At 70.8% G+C, this 19026-nt stretch carries 21 protein-coding genes; 11 read left to right on the top strand and 10 right to left on the bottom strand.

Translation table 11 applies throughout. The features are described from left to right. Window positions 1-59: 59 nt before the first annotated feature. A complete protein-coding gene (locus ACFC79_RS12125) occupies window positions 60-1292 on the bottom strand; it encodes a multiprotein-bridging factor 1 family protein (RefSeq protein ID WP_376238542.1) in 1233 nt (410 codons plus the stop codon). Between the two features lie 378 nt (window positions 1293-1670). Between ACFC79_RS12125 and ACFC79_RS12120 the strand changes: the two genes are divergently transcribed. From ACFC79_RS12120 to ACFC79_RS12110, 3 genes are read left to right on the top strand one after another with little or no spacing between them, the layout of a single operon-like run. Further along, on the top strand, window positions 1671-1844 hold the full coding sequence (locus tag ACFC79_RS12120; RefSeq protein WP_376238540.1) for a hypothetical protein: 174 nt from the start codon (window positions 1671-1673) through the stop codon (window positions 1842-1844). Window positions 1845-1853: 9 nt separating this feature from the next. Then, window positions 1854-2669 (top strand): exodeoxyribonuclease III, encoded by an 816-nt coding sequence (locus ACFC79_RS12115; RefSeq protein WP_376238537.1) that lies wholly within the window; start codon window positions 1854-1856, stop codon window positions 2667-2669. A 32-nt stretch (window positions 2670-2701) separates the two neighbouring features. Further along, entirely contained in the window at window positions 2702-3586 is an 885-nt protein-coding gene (locus ACFC79_RS12110; protein WP_376238939.1) for an aminoglycoside phosphotransferase family protein, read from the top strand. A gap of 60 nt (window positions 3587-3646) precedes the next feature. On the opposite strand, the gene ACFC79_RS12105 is transcribed toward ACFC79_RS12110, so the two are convergent. Further along, complete coding sequence (locus ACFC79_RS12105) at window positions 3647-4300, bottom strand: MerR family transcriptional regulator (protein WP_376238936.1); 654 nt, start codon at window positions 4298-4300, stop codon at window positions 3647-3649. Window positions 4301-4468: 168 nt separating this feature from the next. Here ACFC79_RS12105 and ACFC79_RS12100 point away from each other — a divergent pair, with 168 nt between their 5' ends. From ACFC79_RS12100 to ACFC79_RS12085, 4 genes are all read left to right on the top strand, one after another. After that, window positions 4469-6007, top strand: a complete 1539-nt coding sequence (locus tag ACFC79_RS12100; protein ID WP_376238534.1) for a flavin-containing monooxygenase — start codon at window positions 4469-4471, stop codon at window positions 6005-6007. Beyond that, a complete protein-coding gene (locus ACFC79_RS12095) occupies window positions 6004-6978 on the top strand; it encodes an alpha/beta fold hydrolase (protein ID WP_376238532.1) in 975 nt (324 codons plus the stop codon). The genes ACFC79_RS12100 and ACFC79_RS12095 overlap by 4 nt, the downstream gene beginning before the upstream one ends. After that, a complete protein-coding gene (locus ACFC79_RS12090) occupies window positions 6975-7868 on the top strand; it encodes an SDR family oxidoreductase (RefSeq protein ID WP_376238529.1) in 894 nt (297 codons plus the stop codon). Before ACFC79_RS12095 ends, ACFC79_RS12090 begins: the two co-directional genes overlap by 4 nt. 84 nt (window positions 7869-7952) lie before the next feature. Then, window positions 7953-8159: a hypothetical protein gene (locus tag ACFC79_RS12085; RefSeq protein ID WP_376238527.1), complete on the top strand. Its 207-nt coding sequence runs from the start codon at window positions 7953-7955 to the stop codon at window positions 8157-8159. Between the two features lie 118 nt (window positions 8160-8277). On the opposite strand, the gene ACFC79_RS12080 is transcribed toward ACFC79_RS12085, so the two are convergent. From ACFC79_RS12080 to ACFC79_RS12070, 3 genes are all read right to left on the bottom strand, one after another. Next, window positions 8278-8670 (bottom strand): VOC family protein, encoded by a 393-nt coding sequence (locus ACFC79_RS12080; protein WP_376238524.1) that lies wholly within the window; start codon window positions 8668-8670, stop codon window positions 8278-8280. Window positions 8671-9010: 340 nt separating this feature from the next. Beyond that, on the bottom strand, window positions 9011-10048 hold the full coding sequence (locus ACFC79_RS12075; RefSeq protein ID WP_376238521.1) for a serine/threonine dehydratase: 1038 nt from the start codon (window positions 10046-10048) through the stop codon (window positions 9011-9013). A gap of 315 nt (window positions 10049-10363) precedes the next feature. Further along, the gene (locus ACFC79_RS12070) at window positions 10364-10861 is read right to left on the bottom strand and encodes a MarR family winged helix-turn-helix transcriptional regulator (RefSeq protein WP_376238519.1); all 498 of its coding nucleotides are present in this window, start codon (window positions 10859-10861) and stop codon (window positions 10364-10366) included. Window positions 10862-10918: 57 nt separating this feature from the next. Between ACFC79_RS12070 and ACFC79_RS12065 the strand changes: the two genes are divergently transcribed. Then, window positions 10919-11695 (top strand): alpha/beta fold hydrolase, encoded by a 777-nt coding sequence (locus ACFC79_RS12065; RefSeq protein WP_376238516.1) that lies wholly within the window; start codon window positions 10919-10921, stop codon window positions 11693-11695. A gap of 329 nt (window positions 11696-12024) precedes the next feature. After that, a complete protein-coding gene (locus tag ACFC79_RS12060; RefSeq protein WP_376238515.1) occupies window positions 12025-12600 on the top strand; it encodes a YdeI family protein in 576 nt (191 codons plus the stop codon). 186 nt (window positions 12601-12786) lie between these two features. Here ACFC79_RS12060 and ACFC79_RS12055 read toward each other — a convergent pair whose 3' ends face one another. Beyond that, window positions 12787-13308, bottom strand: a complete 522-nt coding sequence (locus ACFC79_RS12055; RefSeq protein WP_376238512.1) for an SMI1/KNR4 family protein — start codon at window positions 13306-13308, stop codon at window positions 12787-12789. A gap of 427 nt (window positions 13309-13735) precedes the next feature. On the opposite strand from ACFC79_RS12055, the gene ACFC79_RS12050 reads away from it, so the two are divergent. Continuing rightward, entirely contained in the window at window positions 13736-15280 is a 1545-nt protein-coding gene (locus ACFC79_RS12050; protein ID WP_376238509.1) for an FMN-binding glutamate synthase family protein, read from the top strand. Window positions 15281-15554: 274 nt separating this feature from the next. Here the strand turns inward: ACFC79_RS12050 and ACFC79_RS12045 are convergent, their stop codons facing one another. From ACFC79_RS12045 to ACFC79_RS12030, 4 genes are all read right to left on the bottom strand, one after another. Beyond that, window positions 15555-15953, bottom strand: a complete 399-nt coding sequence (locus ACFC79_RS12045; RefSeq protein ID WP_376238507.1) for a DUF1330 domain-containing protein — start codon at window positions 15951-15953, stop codon at window positions 15555-15557. A gap of 184 nt (window positions 15954-16137) precedes the next feature. Continuing rightward, entirely contained in the window at window positions 16138-16482 is a 345-nt protein-coding gene (locus tag ACFC79_RS12040; RefSeq protein ID WP_376238505.1) for a DUF397 domain-containing protein, read from the bottom strand. Next, on the bottom strand, window positions 16463-17311 hold the full coding sequence (locus ACFC79_RS12035) for a helix-turn-helix domain-containing protein (RefSeq protein ID WP_376238503.1): 849 nt from the start codon (window positions 17309-17311) through the stop codon (window positions 16463-16465). The genes ACFC79_RS12040 and ACFC79_RS12035 overlap by 20 nt, the downstream gene beginning before the upstream one ends. Before the next feature lie 121 nt (window positions 17312-17432). Then, window positions 17433-18209 (bottom strand): methyltransferase domain-containing protein, encoded by a 777-nt coding sequence (locus ACFC79_RS12030; RefSeq protein ID WP_376238500.1) that lies wholly within the window; start codon window positions 18207-18209, stop codon window positions 17433-17435. Window positions 18210-18460: 251 nt separating this feature from the next. Here ACFC79_RS12030 and ACFC79_RS12025 point away from each other — a divergent pair, with 251 nt between their 5' ends. Further along, window positions 18461-18892 (top strand): hypothetical protein, encoded by a 432-nt coding sequence (locus ACFC79_RS12025; RefSeq protein WP_376238497.1) that lies wholly within the window; start codon window positions 18461-18463, stop codon window positions 18890-18892. Window positions 18893-19026: the final 134 nt, after the last annotated feature.

Genomic DNA, 19026 nt, shown 5'->3' with positions numbered 1-19026 from the left:
TAGAGGGCTTGTGGAGCAGGTAGGGGGACAAACTGTCCCCCTGTCACAGAGTGTCCCCCTTACCCAGTGGCGACGCCGACGGCGGCGGCAAGGCGGCTTGCCTCGCCGCGGAGGGCCCGCGGGGCGGTACGCCACAGGTCCGATGTGACCGTGCGGGCGGACGGGGTGAAGGCGACGGTCTCGGCTCCGATCTCGTGCGCGATCTTCATGACGTGGAGCGCTGCGGTGCGGTCCCCGCGCTGGAGGTGCCCACGGGCAACCTCTACCCAGAGACGAGCACGTCGTTCGCGGGACGGCATGACGTCCGGGTCGAGGTCGTCAGCGACGCCGAGCGCGCGTCCGGCCGTCCGCAAGTCGACGCCGACCGACACCGCGTGGAAGTCGACGTTCGCTCGGCCGAAGACCGTGGACGGATGCACGTAGCTGGTTGGTAGCGACTTCGCGACTTGGTCGCCCTTCCCCCAGTACCGCCAGGCGTCGCCCTCCCGCCCTTCGCGCGCAGCCGTCACCGCGGCGTGAAGCTGGAGGGCTCCGTAGATGCCCCGCCAGTCGTCCGGTGCGCCGTCGAGGTGGGGGCGGATCAGGTCGGCAGCCTCGTCGACGACGCGCAACGCCTCCTCCGGGTAGCTGGTTTCCCGCAGGATGTTGCCCATGTTCCAGGCGCTCGCCGCTATGGCCGCGGGCTGATCGGCATCCTGTGCAGCCGACAGCGCGCGGTCGGCGACTACCCACGCGAGTTCGGCCGGGGCGATGTACGCGGTGGCCTGCCCGGTCAGGCGGTAGATGTCGGACAGCGCGACCAGGGCGGCTCGGCGGTCGTCGCCGTCGAGCGTGCGCACGGCGGTTTCGCCGTCGCGAATCAGCGACGGCAATAGCGCTCCGACTTCGGTTCGGTTCCGGGCGGAGGTGTGCCACAGCCGCCACGTCTGATCCGCCCGGCCCTGAAGCACAGCCGGGGAGATGGGCCCGGCGGCAGGGGCCGCGAGGCTCCGCGTCATGACCGCAGCCCAGATGTCCGGCATGACCGGGTGCGAAAGGCGGCCGAGCGGTACCGGCTGCGCGGGACCGGTCTCGGTGCCGGTGATAACCGATAGATCGGATACCTGAAGCGCGGCAGCAAGGTTGAGCAGCAGGGTGTGCGAGCGCAGCTCGCGTTCGCCGGTCTCGATCTTCTTCAGCCAGTCCGGACCCCGGCCGCACATCTCCGCCAGGACATGCCGGGTCATGCCTCGTGACTCGCGTAGGACCCGAATTCGCTCGCCAGTACTGAGATCTGATGTGGGGTGGTTCATGGTGCCCCTCCGTCTGCCGTCGCGGTTCCGTCAGCGTACGGGCGGGCGACGCGTTGAGGGGAGGCCAAGGGCGGTCGGACGATGGCGGCGATGGCTGACCCTGGACGTACGAAACCGCCCCCTCCCGCGCGTTGCGGGAGGGGGCGGGGGCCACTTCTGGGCGGCCTGCCATAGGGCCACGGCGAGGCTGATCACGCCGACCAGCGCGGCAAGGGACGGGAGCGGCCACCGGCCACCGGCCACGTTCGAGGGTGTCGAGCCGCTTCTCGTGGTCGTTGATCCGTCGGTCCGTCTCCGCCCCGGGGCTGATCTGTACCCGGAGAGAAGGGAAACCAGTGCCCCTACGCCCCCGGCCGCAGCCACTACGGCCCGTTGCTCATGGCCCTTCTGGACACCTGCACCGAGATGCACGACTCGGAGAAGAACTCGATGCTGAAGCAGGTGATTCGGCGGATCGTTCTCGTACGAACGGACGGCACCGCAAAGGTCGAGATCCACCCAGTGTGGGAGCCTGCCCCCTGGGCCGCGACACTTGTCGAGGCCGCAATGTAGGAGCATGTTTTGTACACAGTGACCACCGCCAATGTAAACGGGCTCCGGGCCGCCGCCAAGAAGGGATTCGTCGAGTGGCTGGCCGGGACCGAAGCCGACGCGATCTGCCTTCAGGAGGTCCGGGCCGAGCCGCAGCAGTTGCCCGAGGAGGTGCGCGACCCCGAGGGCTGGCACACCGTGCACGCGCCGGCCGCCGCCAAGGGGCGCGCCGGGGTCTCCCTGTACACCCGGCGTGCGCCCGAGCGCGTGCAGATCGGGTTCGGCGGTTTCGGTGACGCCGGGAGCGAGGAGTTCGACGCCAGCGGGCGCTATGTCGAGGTGGATCTGCCGGGCGTCACGGTCGCGAGCCTGTATCTGCCCTCGGGCGAGGTCGGTACGGAGAAGCAGCAGGAGAAGGAGCGGTTCATGGCCGCGTTCCTCCCGTACCTGAAGGGGCTCCGGACGCGGGCCGCCGCCGACGGTCGTGAGGTCGTGGTCTGCGGGGACTGGAACATCGCCCACCGGGAGGACGACCTGAAGAACTGGCGGGCCAACAAGAAGAACTCCGGCTTCCTGCCGGAGGAGCGGGAGTGGCTCACCCGGGTGTTCGACGAGGCCGAGTACGTCGATGTCGTACGGGCGCTGCACCCGGACCGGGAGGGGCCGTACTCGTGGTGGTCCTACCGGGGCCGGGCCTTCGACAACGACACCGGCTGGCGGATCGATTACCAGGTGGCGACGCCGGGGCTGGCCGCCCGCGCGGTGAAGGGCTGGGTCGAGCGGGCGGCCACGCACCCGGAGCGGTGGAGCGACCACGCCCCGGTGACGGTGACGTACGACCTGTAGGGCACGGGTTCGGAAGCCGGGAGGCCGTCGTGGTGGACATCCGTCGTGCGCATCGCACTCTGCTGGGCCGTCTGCTGCCCGGTGACCGACTGGACGACCTCGCCGTGCGACGGGGGCAGTACCACCACGTCGTCCTGGGTTCGGACCGCGTCGTGTGCCTGCCGCGCACTGCGGCGGCGGCCGCCCGGCTGCCCGAGCGGGTGGCCGCTCTGCGCGCGCTGTCCGGGCTCGACCTCGGCTTCCGGGTTCCCGAGCCGTTGGATCCGGACGGCGCCGACGGTGTCGGCGAGGTGCCCTTCCTGGTGCTCCGTCGCATTCCCGGGGAGCCTTTGACGGCCGACGTGCTCGACGACGTCGGGGTGGCCGATGCGGCGGCGGCCCAGTACGCGGAACTGCTGGCCGGGCTGGCGCGGGCGGGCGCCGACGCGAGGGCGCGGGCGATTCTGCCCCGGGCGCCGGAGGACCGGTGGCGGCGGTTCGCCCGGGACGTGCGCGCGGAGCTGTACCCCCTGATGTCCGACGGCGGGCGGGCGCGGGCCGAACGGGAACTCGTGGCGCTCGATGGTCTTCCGCATCTCACCCGGGCCGTGGTGCACGGCGACCTCGGTGCCGAGAACGTCCTGTGGCAGTGGGAGCGCGGGCTGCCGCGCCTTGCCGGAGTGCTCGACTGGGACGATGTCGCGCTCGCCGATCCGGCCGAGGATCTCGCGGCCATCGGTGCGGGGAACGGTCGTGACCTCCTGGAGCGGGTGCTCGCGGCGGGGGGTCGGGCGGACGGCGGGCTCGTCGCCCGCGTCGCCGCGATCCGTGGCACCTTCGCCCTGCAACAGGCGCTCGGCGCCGTCCGGGACGGCGACGAGGAGGAACTCGCGGACGGCTTGGCCGGTTACGGCCGGCCGCATGGCGCCGCTCGCTGATCCACCCCCTCCTGTTCCCCGGGCCGTCACCGCCCGGGAGGGAGGTGTTCCGGCCGGTCCTCAGGGGGAGGCGGGTTTCTCGGCGGGCTGTCCGGTCGTCCTGCCGCGCAGTCGGCGGTCCAGGGCCATGGAGAGTTCGGCGTCCACCACCGCGCGGGCCAGCGGGCGGAGCTGGGGCGGTTCGGGCTCGTCGGCGTGCGCATCCACGACACCGACGAAGAGTTCCGCCAGCGCCTCCGCGTGCTCGCGGACGCGCCGGCCGGCCGCGAACACCGAGGCGAGCGGCACCCCTTCGCGCACCAGTTCGACCGACACCTCCAGCAGGCGGCGGCTGATGTGGACGATCTCGTCGCCGTCGGTGGCCAGGTAGCCGAGTTCCAGGGCGGCGGCCAGGTTCTCCGCGGTGACCTCGCCCTCGAAGTAGTCCGCGAGCTGTTCGGGGGTGAGGCGGACCGGGGTCTCCTCGGTCGGTTCGCCCAGCCCCAGCACCTCGGCCACATCGCGTCCGCTCTCGAAGGTGCGGGCGAGATCGGCGATGCCGGTGAGGGTGTGGCCGCGTTCCAGCAGGCCCGCGATGGTGCGCAGCCGGGCCAGATGGCGGTCGTCGTACCAGGCGATGCGGCCCTCGCGGCGCGGCGGCGAGATCAGGCCGCGCTCCCGGTAGAAACGCACGGTCCGGACCGGGATACCGGCCTTTTTGGCCAGCTCCTCCATCCGGTACTCACAACGTTCGCGTCCTTCAACCACATGCGCACCCTACGTTGTACCGTCGGTAACTTCGCTTGGCCGTATCCCTACCCATCGGTACGAAGCTGTTCTACGCTCCCCATCATGCCAGTGATTGCTGGCAGAGTCGTGTGACGTACCGCGGGAGGCGGCAGCATGGCCCAGCACGAGCACGTACGAGTGGCGGTGATCGGATCCGGATTCGGGGGCCTCGGGGCCGCGGTCCGGCTGCGCCGCGAAGGCATCACGGACTTCGTCGTCCTGGAACGGGCCGGCTCGGTCGGCGGCACCTGGCGTGACAACAGCTACCCGGGCTGCGCCTGTGACGTACCGTCCCACCTCTATTCGTTCTCGTTCGCGCCCAACCCCGAGTGGCCGCGCACCTTCTCCGGGCAGGGGCACATCCGTGCCTACCTGGAGCACGTCGCCGACACCTTCGGTCTGAGGCCGCACATAAGGTTCAACCACGAAGTGACGCTGATGCGCTGGGACCGCGAGGAGCTGTTCTGGCGGATAGAGACGGCGAACGGGGCCGTGATCGAGGCCGATGTCGTCGTCTCCGCGACGGGCCCGCTCTCCGACCCGAAGACGCCGGACATCCCCGGAATCGACAGTTTTCCCGGCAAGGTCTTCCACTCGGCGCGCTGGGACCACGACTACGACCTCACCGGCAAGCGCGTGGCGATGGTCGGCACCGGTGCCTCGGCCATCCAGATCGTGCCCGCGATCCAGCCGAAGGTCGGACGGATGACGCTCTTCCAGCGCACCCCGCCCTGGGTCATGCCGCGGGTGGACCGCAGGATCAGCGGAGCCGAGCGCTGGCTGCACCGCACGCTCCCGGTCACCGGCGCCGCGCGTCGCGGACTGCTGTGGGGCATCCGGGAGTTGCAGGTCGGCGCGTTCACCAAGCACCCGAACGAGCTGGGCCTCGTCGAACGGATCGCCAAGTCCAACATGGCACGCGCCATCAAGGACCCCGCACTCCGGGCCAAGTTGACCCCCTCCTACCGCATCGGCTGCAAGCGGATCCTGCTGTCCAACGCGTACTACCCAGCACTCGCCCGTCCCAATGTCGATGTTGTCGCCTCCGGTCTCGCCGAAGTGCGCGGCTCCACGGTCGTCGGGTCGGACGGCAGCGAGGCCGAGGTCGACGCGATCATCTTCGGCACCGGCTTCCACGTCACCGACATGCCGATCGCCGAGCGCGTGGTGGGCGCGGAGGGCATCACGCTCACCGAATCCTGGAAGGGCGGCATGCAGGCGCTGCGCGGTGCGAGCGCGGCCGGCTTCCCCAACTGGATGACGATCATCGGCCCCAACACGGGCCTGGGGAACTCCTCGATGATCCTCATGATCGAATCCCAGCTGAACTACATGGCCGACTACCTGCGCCGATTGGACGCGCTCGGCGGCCGGGTCGCCCTCGACGCACGCCCCGGGGCGGTGGACGTCTGGAACCGCCGCGTGCAGCAGCGGATGAAGCGCACGGTGTGGAACACCGGCGGCTGCGACAGCTGGTACCTGGACGACAGCGGGCGCAACACCACGGTCTGGCCGGGCACCACCGCCGAGTTCCGGAAGGCGACGCGGTCGGTGCACCTCTCGGAGTACGAGGTGGTGCGCGCGGCGGAGAAGGCCGTCGTCGCGGCCGGGGCCCCGGCGTCGGACGCCGTCACCGGGGAGGCCGCCCGATGAGCCGGCCGATGCGACGCGGCGCTGTCGCGCCCGTCCCCACCCGCGAACTGACCGCGAGTTCCGCCGACGGCGCCCGCATCCACGTCGAGGTGCACGGTCCGGACGGTGCCCCGGCGGTGGTCCTGGCGCACGGCTGGACGTGCAGCACCCGCTTCTGGGACGCGCAGATCGGGGAGCTGGCGTCCGATCACCGGGTCATCGCCTACGACCAGCGGGGCCACGGCGGTTCGCCCGTGGTGGGGCCGGAGGGGTACAGCACGGACGCGCTCGCCGACGACCTCGAAGCGGTGCTGAGCGCCACACTGGAACCGGGCGAACGGGCGGTGATCGCCGGGCACTCGATGGGCGGCATGACGGTGATGGCAGCCGCGCGGCGGGCCGCACTGCGGGAACACGCAGCCGCCGTACTGCTGTGCAGCACCGGGAGTTCGCGGCTGATGGCCGAATCGCGGGTGGTGCCGTTGCGCCCCGGGGCCGTCCGTGACCGGATGACGCATGCGATCCTCGGCGCCAGCGCACCCCTCGGGCCCGTCACGCCGTTGTCAAGGCGGGTGTTGAAGTACGCGACGATGGGTCCGGGCTCGGCACCCGACCGGGTCGACACCTGCGCCCGGATCGTGCACGCCTGCCCCACTCGGGCGAGGGTCGCCTGGGGGCATGTCCTCGCCGACATCGATCTCGACGCCGGGGTACGGGAGTTGAGGGTGCCGACGGCGGTGATCGCGGGTACGGAGGACCGGCTGACGCCGCCCGTGCACGCCCGCGCCCTCGCGGCGGCGCTGCCCGACTGCCTGGGGGTCACGATGCTCACGGGCACGGGGCACATGACTCCGGTGGAGGCGCCGGAGGCGGTCACCGCGAAGATCCGGGAGCTCGTCGCCGCGTACGTCCCGGCCGGGGCGAACGGTGCGAACGGTGGGGCCGGGCAGGGGAGTTCGGACGGCATGGCCGAGAAGGAGGATGTGGCATGAGCGGCGTACGGAGCCTCGAAGGGCAGGTCGTCGTCGTCACGGGCGCGGCGCGCGGTGTGGGCGAACTGCTGGCGCGCAAACTCTCGGCGCGCGGGGCGAAGTTGGCCCTGGTCGGTCTGGAACCGGACGAGCTGAAGAAGGTCTCCGAGCGGCTGCACGCGGAGAGCGACCACTGGTTCGCGGATGTCACCGACCACGAGGCGATGGCACGCGTCGCCCAGGAGGTCAAGGAGCGGTTCGGGAAGGTCGACGTCGTCGTCGCCAACGCCGGGGTCGCCACGGGCGGTCGGTTCACGGACTCCGATCCGGAGGCGTGGCGCCGGGTCATCGAGGTCAACCTGATCGGCGGCGCGGTCACCGGACGGGCATTTCTGCCGGTGCTCATGGAGAGCCGGGGCTACTTCCTCCAGATCGCCTCGCTCGCGGCGATGACGCCCGCGCCGATGATGACGGCGTACTGCGCGTCCAAGTCGGGTGTGGAGGCGTTCGCGCACAGCCTGCGCGCCGAGGTCGGGTACCGGGGAGTGCGGGTCGGGGTCGGTTACCTGTCCTGGACCGACACGGACATGGTGCGGGGCGCCGATCAGGACGACGTGATGCGGGAGTTGCGGCAGCGGCTGCCGTGGCCGACGAACCGCACGTACCCGCTGGGCCCGGCCGTCGACCGGCTCGTGGACGGCATCGAACGGCGCTCCGCGCATGTGTACGCGCAGTGGTGGCTGCGCGGGATGCAGTCGGTGCGCGGATACCTGCCGGCACTCATCGGGGCGGTGGGCCGGCGTGAGATGCGCCGGTTCGGGCCGCGGCTGGCGGGCGTGGGTACGGGGCTGGTGGGTGCCGGTGGCGCGGCCGACCGGGACGCCCGGGCGGTGCGTACGCAGCGTAATTGATCGACATGCGAGCGGTGAGGGGGCGTGCGACGGTGATCGAGGTCCTTACGGACCGCCCCCCGAGCATCACGAGGAGTGAACAGCATGGGTATCGCCGACCAGTTCAAGGACAAGGCGCAGGAACTCGCCGACCAGGCGAAGAAGAAGGCGAACGAAGGCCGTACCGAAGGTCGCACCGAGGGCCGGGAACGGACGCAGGACGCGTCCGGGCGGGCCTCGAAGACATCGCGGCAGCCCCGTGAGCGGGCCCAGGGCACCGCGGACGACATCCGCGAGCGCCGCGACCGCTGACCGCGTTCGTGCCTTCGTGACGTCGTGACGTCGTGACGCTGCGCACTGTCCGTGAGAGGCGTGCCCGGGTGACCGGGCGCGCCCCTCACGTCATGGTCACTGTGTCCTTCGGCGCCGCCTACTGCCCGCCGATGCCACCGTACGGGCGGGTGATGATCTCCATGCCGTGCCCGGCGGGGTCCATGAAGTACAGGCCGCGCCCGCCGTCGTTGTGGTTGATCTCGTTCGGCTGCTTCCGGTGCGGATCGGCGTAGTAGGTGATTCCCGCCTCCTTGATCCGCGCGAAGGACGCGTCGAACTCCTCCTCGGAGATCAGGAACGCGTAGTGCTGCATGACGATCGACTCCGCCGGAATGGTGGCGAAGTCCAGGGTGACCCCGTTGGCGGTCTCGACCGGAATGAAGGGTCCCCACTCGGCTCCGACCTCAAGGCCCAGGATCTGCGCCAGGAACTCGGCCGACTCCCGGTTGTCCCGGGAATGGATGATGGTGTGGTTCAACTCGACTGACATGTGTGGAATGCCTCCGTAAGGCATCTCGGCACCTCCATGCCTCACCCGGACGGTGACCGGCACGCGATGCGATGCCCATGATCGGCAGTGCTGCTCGTGTTGTCGAGGGAGCCCCGGAACTCGGCCATTTTCCGGCCGGAACACGCCCGGTGCCGCCGTGCGGCGCGACCGCCCGGCTCCGGGAGGGGCCGGGGGGGAGGCCGGGGCGACAGCCCTCGGGACCGTCTCGTGATCCCCGGCGGGCGTGCGACGACGCGGCCGTGGTGCCTCGTCGCGTTGCCGGAACACCCGCCTGGATCCAGTATGCGGTTCCGCGTCGCGTCGTGCCGACGGACGGGGGTCAGTCCGCGGCGGGCCGTACCAGGTCGCTCGGGTCGGTGTTCGCCCCGCACAGCACGACGGCGATGCGCTCGCCGCCGCTCGGCCGGTAGCCGTGGCCCGGGTCCGACGGGGTTTCCGGGCGGTCCGGGTCCGGGACGGTCAGGGCGGCCAGCGCGGTGGCGGCGGCGTGCTCGACGACGATGCGGTGGTGGTCCCACAACTCCTGCCGGGCGCGGGCGATGTCGCTGTCCGGGACCAGGACCGGGCGCACATCGTCCGCACGGGCCGCGTGCAGGGCGAGAGCGGTGGCGCGGCGGGCACCGAGGGAGTCGATGGCTATCGAGTCGACGGGCACGTCGACCGGTCGGCCTGCCTCGACGGCGGCGTCGAGTGCCCGGCAGTTCTCCGGTTCGACGGCGACCGTCCGGATTCCGTGGTGCCGGGCGGCGGTGGCCACACCGGCGAACAGACCGCCGCCGCCGACCGAGACCACCACGGTGTCCAGCCCGGGGATCCGGGCGTGGATCTCCTCCAGCAGGGTTCCGGCCCCGGCCGCGATCAGCGGATGGTCGTAGGCGTGCGAGGCCAGTGCCCCGGACGCGGCGGCGAACTCCGTGCACGCTTCGAGGGCTTCGGCGTACTCGGCGCCGACGATCCGTACCTCCGCGCCGAGTCGGCGGAGCCTGGCCACCTTCACCTCGGGGGCGACGGTCGGCAGGAACACCGTGGCCCGCACGCCCTGTTGCCGGGCCGCCCACGCGCAGGCAAGTCCGGCGTTGCCGCCGGAGGCGATGGTCACGCCCGCGTCCGGCAGGGTTCCGGCCTCGCGGTGGGCCTGGATGAAGTTCTGCGCGCCACGCGCCTTGAAGGAGCCGGTGTGCTGCATGTACTCCAGCGCGAACCAGACCTCGCACGGCTCCCCGGACCGGTCGTCGAGCGGGCCCGGCCGCGCCGCGCGGATCGTCCCCGGGGCGACGGGGGCGATGGCGACCGGGCGGACCTGCCCGGTGATCCGCTCGGTGGCGGCCTTGATGTCGTCGTAGGTGAGTCCGTGCACGTCGTCGCTCCTGCCGGGAGTGGATCTCAGCCGGGCGCCGGGCCCGGCCGGTGGTCGTGTGTCGCCCCACCGTCCCACCGTCCCGCCCCGTCCGTCACCCTGCGGGACCATTCCCGCAGGTCCCGGGTCCGCGCCGCCGACGGCGCGGGCGGCCGGGGAGTCCGCCGCAGCACCGACGACGGCCGCGGTCGCCGTCCACCACCGCACGCGTCCGGGGGAGCGAAGGGGCCGGTGCGTCCGGTGCCATGCGGTCCGGCGGGACCGGCGGGCGGCCGGGCTCCCGGCGGGGGCCGGGTACGGTTTTCCCGACCCGGATCAATCGATGTCCCCGTCCTTCTCGCCCTCCTCGTCCGGGCCCATGAGGTCGAGGAGGCGTGCGAGTACCCGCAGGCAGGCATCGACCTCCGTATCGCTCAGGTCGTCGCCCGCCCGCCGCAGGATCGCGCGCTCGTGGTCGAGCACGCCGGTGATGGCGTCGTGGCCCCGTGCGGTCAGCCGGATCAGGGACGACCGTCGGTGGGCCGGGTTGGGGACGGACTCGACTAGCCCCGGCGCGGTCGCGTCGTTCACCATGCGCTGCACGAACTGACGGCTCAACGCCTGGGCCCGGCCCATCTCGGGAACGGTCATGGGCCCGTGCTCGCGGAGCAGGCTGAGCACGGCTCGTACCCCCACCGACAGCCCCTGGGCGGAGACATCGCGCTCCACCTTGCGCTGGGTGCGCCGGTACAAGGGCCCCACCAGGTCGAACACCTCGGTCAGCCGGTTGATCCGCTCTTCGGACGCCAGGTCCTGGTCCGTCTTCTCACTCACCCCGTCATCATGACACCTCGGTTGTCATTCGGCGAGAGTCATGACACCCTGGTTGTCATGACTGATCTGTTCTGGCTCGACACCGGCACCGGTCGCCCGCTCGTCCTCCTGCACGGTGGTTTCCTCGACCACACGATGTGGGACGACCAGATTTCCTTCTTCGCCCGGCGATACCGCGTCATCGCTCCGGACGCCCGTGGACACGGCCGTTCCGCCAACGCCACCGCACCGTTCCGTCACACCGACGATCTCGCCGCGCTGCTGCGCCGCCTGGACACCGGCCCGGCCGTCCTGGTGGGCATCTCCATGGGGGCGAGCATCGCGGTCGACACGGCGCTCGAACACCCGGAGCTGGTCGGTGCCGTGGTCGTCGGCGGCGCCGGGACCAGCGAGCCGTACTTCACCGACCCCTGGACCGCGAACACCTTGGCGGGGTGGCAGGCCGCGCTGGCCGCCGGTGACCTGGACGCGGCGGTGGAGACGTTCACGCTCTTCGCGGCGGGCCCGCAACGCACCCTCGACGACCTCGATCCCGAAGTCGTCGGCCGGCTGCGCGCGATGACCCGGGGCACGCTGTCCAAGCACACCCCCGACGAGCCGGACTGGCTCGTCCCGCTCCACGACACCTGGGAACGCGCCGCCGCGATCGACGTCCCCGTACTGGCCGTCAACGGCGGCGTCGACTCACCCGACCACATCGGCATGGCCGAACGCCTCGCCAGCACCGTCGCCGACGGCCGCGTCGCATCGATCGACGGGACCGCCCACTATCCGAACATGGAACGCCCGGACGTGTTCGACGCGGTCCTCGACGACTTCCTCCGCGTGGTGTGAACGTGCCGACGCCGGTGGGCGGCGTGCGGGGACGGAGGGCACGCGCGCCGTGCCCGGTGGCAGCCGGTCACGGGGACTGCCCGCACGGTGGCGGTGGGTACAGCCGTGCCCACGCCGTCCGGGGCCGCGTCGCACGGGGCGAGGCAACCGTCTCGCCGTCATCGTGTCCGGCCGCGCCCGGTGCGTCCTCACGGCCCCGCAATCCGTGTTCATCCCACCATCCGGCCCGGCGACGAGCGGCACGCGGCACGGGCGGGCGTCCCGGCCGCGTGCCGCCCCGGACAACTCGGCGAAGGGGCGTTGTCGGTGGGGCGTGGTTCACTGCCGGAGTGACCGAGGACCGCGAGATCATCACGTTCGAAACCGCCGAGGACTTCGAAGCGTGGCTCGGTGAGCATCACGCCGCCTCGCCGGGCCTGTGGCTGAGGCTGAGGAAGAAGCGGCCGGGGGTGTCCTCCCTGGACTACGCGCAGGCGCTCGACGTCGCGCTGTGCTACGGCTGGATCGACGGGCAGAAGGCCAAGTCGGACGACGAGTGGTGGCTCCAGCGCTTCACTCCGCGTCGGCCGAGGAGCAGGTGGTCCAAGGTCAACCAGGGCAAGGTGGCGGCCCTCATCGAGCAGGGCCGGATGCGCCCGCCGGGCCTCGCGGAGATCGAGCGGGCCAAGGCGGACGGCCGTTGGGAGGCCGCCTACGACGGGTCCCGGACGGCCGCCGTGCCGGACGACCTCGCCGCCGCCCTCAAGGCCGCCCCGGCGGCCGAGGCGTTCTTCGGCACGCTGAACCGGCAGAACCGGTACGCGATCCTGTACCGCGTCCACGACGCCAAGAAGCCCGAGACGCGGGCCCGACGGATCGCGAAGTACGTGACGATGCTGGAGAACGGCGAGACCATCCATCCGTGACGCGCCCGCCCGGTGCGGCAGCAGCCCGCCGGATGCGGTGGGTTCCTGTCCGGCGGTCCGGCGTCGTGGAGGCCGGGGCATCCGGCACGCCCACCGGCACGGTACCTGCGCGGATGAGGACTGCCGGGCCGCCGGGCGGCGCATCGCGCGTCGTTCGGCCCGGCAGTGGCGGCGTGCCGGACCGCCTCAGGGCAGGAAGTCGTAGAACGGTCCGTCGGGCGCGACGTTACGAGAACACAGCGTCACGTCCCTGCCCCTGAGATAGGCCAGCAGCCATTCACCGAACGTCATCTCGTAGAGAGTCCAGGACGGGCTGTCGAACTCCTGGACCACTACGCGCCAGGGCGACGAGGGAGTGTCGGGAACGCGAAGGAAGACCGCCTCGCCCGTCGTGGCCGACGCCACCGGTATCAGTTCCCCGGGGGCGGTCCCCACCGGACTCGGCAGGAACTCCGTCATGTCATCCTCACGCCACAGTTCGAGATCTCCCTTGATCGTCTCTCCCAGACTGTGCAGAAGATGGGTGGCGGGGTGCTTCAGGTACAGCTGCTTGTTGATCTCGATCGAACCGTAGGCGTTCACGATCTCCCGGAAGTCTGCGGGAAATTCACCGCCGATCTCCTGCTCCAGTTCGATCCATGGCGCCGGATCGGACCAGTTGAACCGGGGTTCGCCCAACAGGGCGGTGATCTCTGGAAGTGTCGTCATCACAGGGCCGTTCCGTTCGGATCGTCGAGTCGGCAGCCATGGTCCCCGAAGAACCTCTCGCCGGTCCGTCGAACGGCATTGCCGACGGCCTCATCGGATGCCCCTGCTGATTCCGGAGGACGCCGGAGGGACGAGCGGGCCGACGTCGGAATCCGCCCGGAGCATGGGCGGGGAGGATGGCGGGCAGGGCGACGAGGACACGCACGGTTTGCAGGTCGGGGCCGAGGGCGGGCCGAGGTCGGCGCGGACCCGGCCGGGCCACTCATGAACCCTGACCCGCCCGCCCCTCCGTACGACGTCTAGTATCATGTGACGTTTTGTCGCCGGACGCCGATGCCTGCCCGGCCGTGTCCGGCGCCCAACGCCCACGACGTCCGCCGCACAGCGATGGAGTGGGGTGTCGAGCAGTCGAGGAGAGGAACGGTTCATGCGTGCTCGGAACATCGGCGCGGTCGCCGCAACAGCATTGGCGCTGGTGGCTGCCCGTGACCTCGTCCAGAAGAAGCACGCGCTGCTCAGAAACTTCCCCGTGATAGGTCACGCCCGGTACCTGTTGGAGACGATCGGGCCGGAGCTGCGGCAGTACGTCGTGACGTCCAACGAGGAGGAGCGCCCCTTCAGCCGCGACCAGCGCACCTGGATCTATGCGTCGGCGAAGGAGGAGAACAACTACTTCGGGTTCGGAACCGACGTGGACGTCGAGCACGTGCAAGGGCACGCGTACGTGAAGCAGCGCACGTTCGCCGGTGCGCTGCCCGATCTGCGCGACCCGCAGGCCCCGCTGCCCTCGGCCAAGGTGCTGGGCGGCCCGCGCGGGCGCGCCAAGGCGTTCCGGCCGGCGAGCGTCGTGAACATCTCGGCGATGAGCTTCGGATCGCTGTCCGGCGCGGCCATCACGGCGCTCAACAAGGGCGCGGGGCTGGCCGGCGCGATGCAGAACACGGGCGAGGGCGGCCTCTCGCCGTACCACCGCAACGGCGGTGACCTCGTCCTCCAGATCGGGACCTCGTACTTCGGCTGCCGCAACGAGGACGGCACCTTCAACCTCGACAAGCTCAAGGACGTGGTCGCCGGAGCCCCGGTCAGGGCGATCGAGATCAAGCTCTCCCAGGGCGCGAAGCCGGGGCTCGGCGGGATGCTGCCGGGCGCGAAGGTGACCCCGGAGATCGCCGAGATCCGCGGCATTCCGGCGGGCGAGGACTGCGCCTCCCCCTCCCGGCACACCGCGTTCCACGACGTCGACTCGATGCTCGATTTCGTGGAGCTGCTCGCCACCGAGACCGGTCTGCCGGTCGGGATCAAGAGCGCCGTGGGCGAGATGAGCTTCTGGGAGGAGCTGGCCACGCTGATGGCGCGCGGCGATCGAGGGGTCGACTTCGTGACCATCGACGGCGGCGAGGGCGGCACGGGCGCGGCTCCGCTGATCTTCAGCGACTCGGTGTCGCTGCCGTTCCGGATGGGATTCTCCCGCGTCTACGGCACGTTCGCCGAGCGCGGTCTCACCGACGACATCACCTTCATCGGCTCCGGCAAGCTCGGCCTGCCCGAGAACGCCGTCGTCGCCTTCGCGCTGGGGGTCGACATGATCAACGTCGCCCGTGAGGCGATGCTGTCCATCGGCTGCATCCAGGCGCAGAAGTGTCACACCGACAAGTGCCCCACCGGCATCGCCACCCAGGACCCGTGGCTGGTGCGCGGTGTCGACGCACCGTCGAAGGCCACTCGGGCCGCTGTCTACCTGCGCACCCTGCGCAAGGAGCTGCTGAAGGTCTCGGGAGCCGTCGGCGTCGCCCACCCGGCACTCATCACCACCTCCGACATCGAGATCATGAACGGCGACTACGACGCCCGCACCCTGGCGAGCGTCTACGGCTACAAGGAGCGCTGGGGCGAACTCGGCCCGAAGCTCGCCCAGGAGATCACCGCGCTGCTCACCACCCGGCCGAACCCGCTTCAGAAGCCGACCGACTGACGTGTGACGAGTTGCCGGCCCGCCCGACCGGTCCGTCCGCCGGTCGGGCCCGGGCCGGCGCCCACCGGCAGTGGGACGGGCGCTCATGGGAGGGGCGGTGCCGGGACGCGCGCTCATGGGACGGACGGCGCCGGGAGGACGGGGCCGGGGGCGGATGGTGCAGGGGCGGTTGGTGCAGGGGCGGACGGTGACGTGGGCCCGTGCGTCGTGCCCGCCAGCCCGGCCGGTGTCACCCGGCTGGACCGATCGGCACTCCCTACTCTGCAACCCGTCGCTACTCTGCAACCCGTCGCTGACGTCCCGCTTGTGTTCTGCTGACATCCGCCTGCGGGGCCAAGGCGTCGGCACGGAGCTTGTCCGCCCGCTCGGTCGGGTCGTAGCCGGGGCCGACACCCTCGATCAGGACCACATCGCCCTCGACGTGATCGGTGCGCAGCCGCAGGATGTCCTGGTAGGCGGGCGAGTCGTACCAGGCGCGTGCCTCGGCCAGGTCGGGGAACTCGATCAGCACCATGCCGCCGGACCACGTTCCCTCCAGCACCTCGGCGGGCGGCCCGTGGATGACGAAGCGGCCCGCGAACGGGTCCAGGGTTGCCTGGATGCGCGCCAGGTATTCGAGTACGTCGGCGTGGTGGTGGCGGTCGCGGAGATGGGCGAATCCGTAGGCGGGCATGGGCGGACTCCTTCGTGGCCGGTCTCCCGGAGGGGGAGGAACGGACCACCAGGGTGCGGCCGGGGGCGACAAGTCGCGATTACCTCAGCGGTAGTTGTCGCCGCTCGGCGCGCTGCGGTAGAGCGGCACGCCGAAGTCGTCGGGCAGACCGGCGGGCGGGTGTCCCCGGACCCGCCGGTGTCGTTCAGGCCGCCGCCTTGACGGACTCGACGAACGGGGTCCAGGCGGACGCGGTGATGATCAGGGCCGGGCCTTCGGGGCGCTTGGAGTCGCGAACGGGGACGAGACCGGGGGCGCCGTCCGCGACTTCGAGGCAGTTGCCACCGTCACCGTTGCTGTGGCTGCTCTTGCGCCAGGGGGCGAAACCCTCGGCAACTTCGAGGCAATTCCCGCCGCTGCCGTTGCTGTGGCTGCTCTTGCGCCAGCGGGCGAACTCCTCGGCGACTTCGAGGCATTCTCCGCCGCTGCCGTTGCTGTAGCTACTCCTGCGCCAGGTGGCCAGGCGGAGATCAGGACCGATGCGGGCCATGCCGGTACTCCTCGGCCGCCTTCTCGATCAGTTCGAGGGACACCTCCGGCGGCAAGGCGGCGGCCCTCAGCCGATCGTATGCCTTGCGGTACTGCATCACGAGGGCCGGATCATCGATGGTCTGGCCGTGGTAGGGACCCTCGGTGTAGAGCAGCGGTGCCTCGTCGTCGAAGCTCATGAAGAACAGCGGAAGCTCGGTGAAGGGCCGGGTGGGGCCGTTCCACGGAAGGATCTGGGTGACGATGCGGCCGCGCCGCACCAGGGCGGCGATGTGTTCCAGTTGCTCGGCCATCTCCTCGGGCGGAAGGATGGGTTGGCGGATCAGGGTCTCGTGCAGGACCGCCCAGTACTCCGGCTTCGCCGGCTCGTCGAAGAGCCGGGCCCGTTGCAGCCGGGCGGCGATCTTGGCCTCGACGTCCTCCGGTGCGTCCAACGGGTGCGTGGAGCGGATGACGGCGTGCGCGTACGACCTGGTCTGGAGCAGTCCTGGGATGAGGGTGTTGGACCAGTGGTCGATGGTCCGGGCCCGTGTCTCGGCTTCCACGACCGGGGCGAACGAAGGCGCATGCGCCCCCCGTTTGGCCTTCCGTACGTCGTCGCAGCTCCGCGCGAAGTAGTCCGTGCCGAGTACCAGGTCGGCGTGCTTGGCGAGGTCCAGCGGGATGCGGCGGTTGCCGTGCTCGATCTCGCTGAGGAACGTGATGCCGTAGTAGCTGCCCTCGACCAGCTTCTCCAGGGTCAGCCCGGCTTTCTCCCTTTGGTAGCGGAGTTCCTTGCCGTAGAACTGCGGGACGCCTGCCGAACCGTCGATCTCCTTGCGCGTAGCCACGCGTGACCACCTTTTCTGCCGTGCGGTGTGGAGCGGGAATCCCTCTGACGGTAGAGCGTCGGGCGGCAGCGTGTGAGGCGTTCGTCACAGCAAGCAACGAAAGGCGGAAGCTCGGGCCGCTTCAGGACTCGGCCACGACGATGTAGAGCGTCACCGCCGCGAGGAACGGTCCGGTGGTGAGGTGGTCGAGCCAGCGCCGGGCCGCTTCCTCGGTGAGGTATCCGGCGGTCACGGCTCGCTGTGTGGTGCGTTCCAGTCCGAGGATCGCGTCGGCCGCACCGGCGTCCCGGAACACGGAAGTGACCGGGATGACCGAGGGCACCGCGAAACCGGCACCGGCCGCCAGCCGGGGGAGTTGGCTGCCGATGCGGGCGTTGCGGACCGCTTCGTCCGTGACGTACCGGGTGTAGGCGCGGGTGAGGTCGTCGTCCGGGTGGTCGACGGTCAGAGTTCCCCAGTCCGGTTCGCCCATGACGAGCCGCCCGCCCGGCCGCAGTACACGGTGGATCTCGTGGAGGGCTCGGGCGGGGTCGGTGACGTGTTGCAGTACCCGGTCGGTGCGGGCGCCGTCGGCGGTCCGGTCGGGCAACGGCAGGTCGTGGAGGTCGCCGAGTCGCACGGTGACGGTGCGCTGGTCGGCGGTGCGCTCCCTGGCGGTGTCGACCGAGGCCCGGTCGTGGTCGACACCGATCACCGTGCCCGTCGCCGTGGCGGCTCGGGCGAGCGAGGCGAGATCGGTGCCGGGGCCGCAGCCCAGGTCCAGCACGGTCTGACCCGGGCGGATGCCCAGTTCGTCGAGCATGCGCTCCTTGTAGGAGCGGCCGATGTCGGTGGCGGCGACCCGGTCCAGGTAGGCGATCGGGTCGGGAGTGGCGGTCTCGAACGCGGCGGAGGTCATGGGGGACAGTCAACCAACATCCGCTGACCGCAGGGGGATTGCGCGAGCGCGGGTCGGGTGCCGATCGGTCCCGAGCGGAGCGTGTCCGGGCCTGTGCGCGGGGTGCTCGGGCATGTGCCTGCGCGTCGTTCCCCCCGGGGCGGGTTGCAGTCGCGGCACCGAAGGATTGCGGTGATCCTGGCAGGGGAGCGCGGTTGGCTTCGTGCGGACAGTGTGCGTCGGTGACTGCGCTGTACAGGAAGGCGACGGCCATGGCAGTGATGTCGGACAAGACGCGGTCGGGGCACGGGATGCCCGACAGGGGAAAAGTGAACGGCGCGTCCCAGTTCGCCGGGGCCGCGCTGATGCTCAGCGGGCCGCTCAGCATTCTCATGGGTGTCGCTGCCATCGTGCGGGACAGCCTGTTCTTCTCCTCGTCCCACTACGCCTACCGGTTCGGTCTCACCTCCTGGGGCGTGATCCACCTCGTGATCGGAGTGGCGCTCGTCGTCGCCGCCCTGGGAATCCTGACGAACACGAGCTGGGGACGCGGGGCCGGCATTGCGGCGGCAGGGATCAGCCTGATCAGCCAGTTCATGTTCGTGCCGTACTACCCGGTGTGGGCCATCCCGGTGATGGCACTCGATCTCGTGATCGTGTTCGCGCTGACGAGGCTTCAGTTCGACCCCGATCACGATCGGTGAACCGGACGAGACCTTTCGCTCCCGTCGCTCGCCCGCGAGCCGCGGAGGCGCTTCCGGTCACCTTCCACGTCGTGCGTTGCGGAGCGGGAATCCCTTTGTCGGCGGGGCTCGATGCGGCAGCGTGTGAGGGGTTC

Source organism: Streptomyces sp. NPDC056061 (assembly GCF_042266885.1).
Lineage (GTDB): Bacteria > Actinomycetota > Actinomycetes > Streptomycetales > Streptomycetaceae > Streptomyces.
The sequence above is the reverse complement of the archived record's forward strand: the minus strand, read 5'-3'. Positions and strand labels throughout refer to the sequence as shown.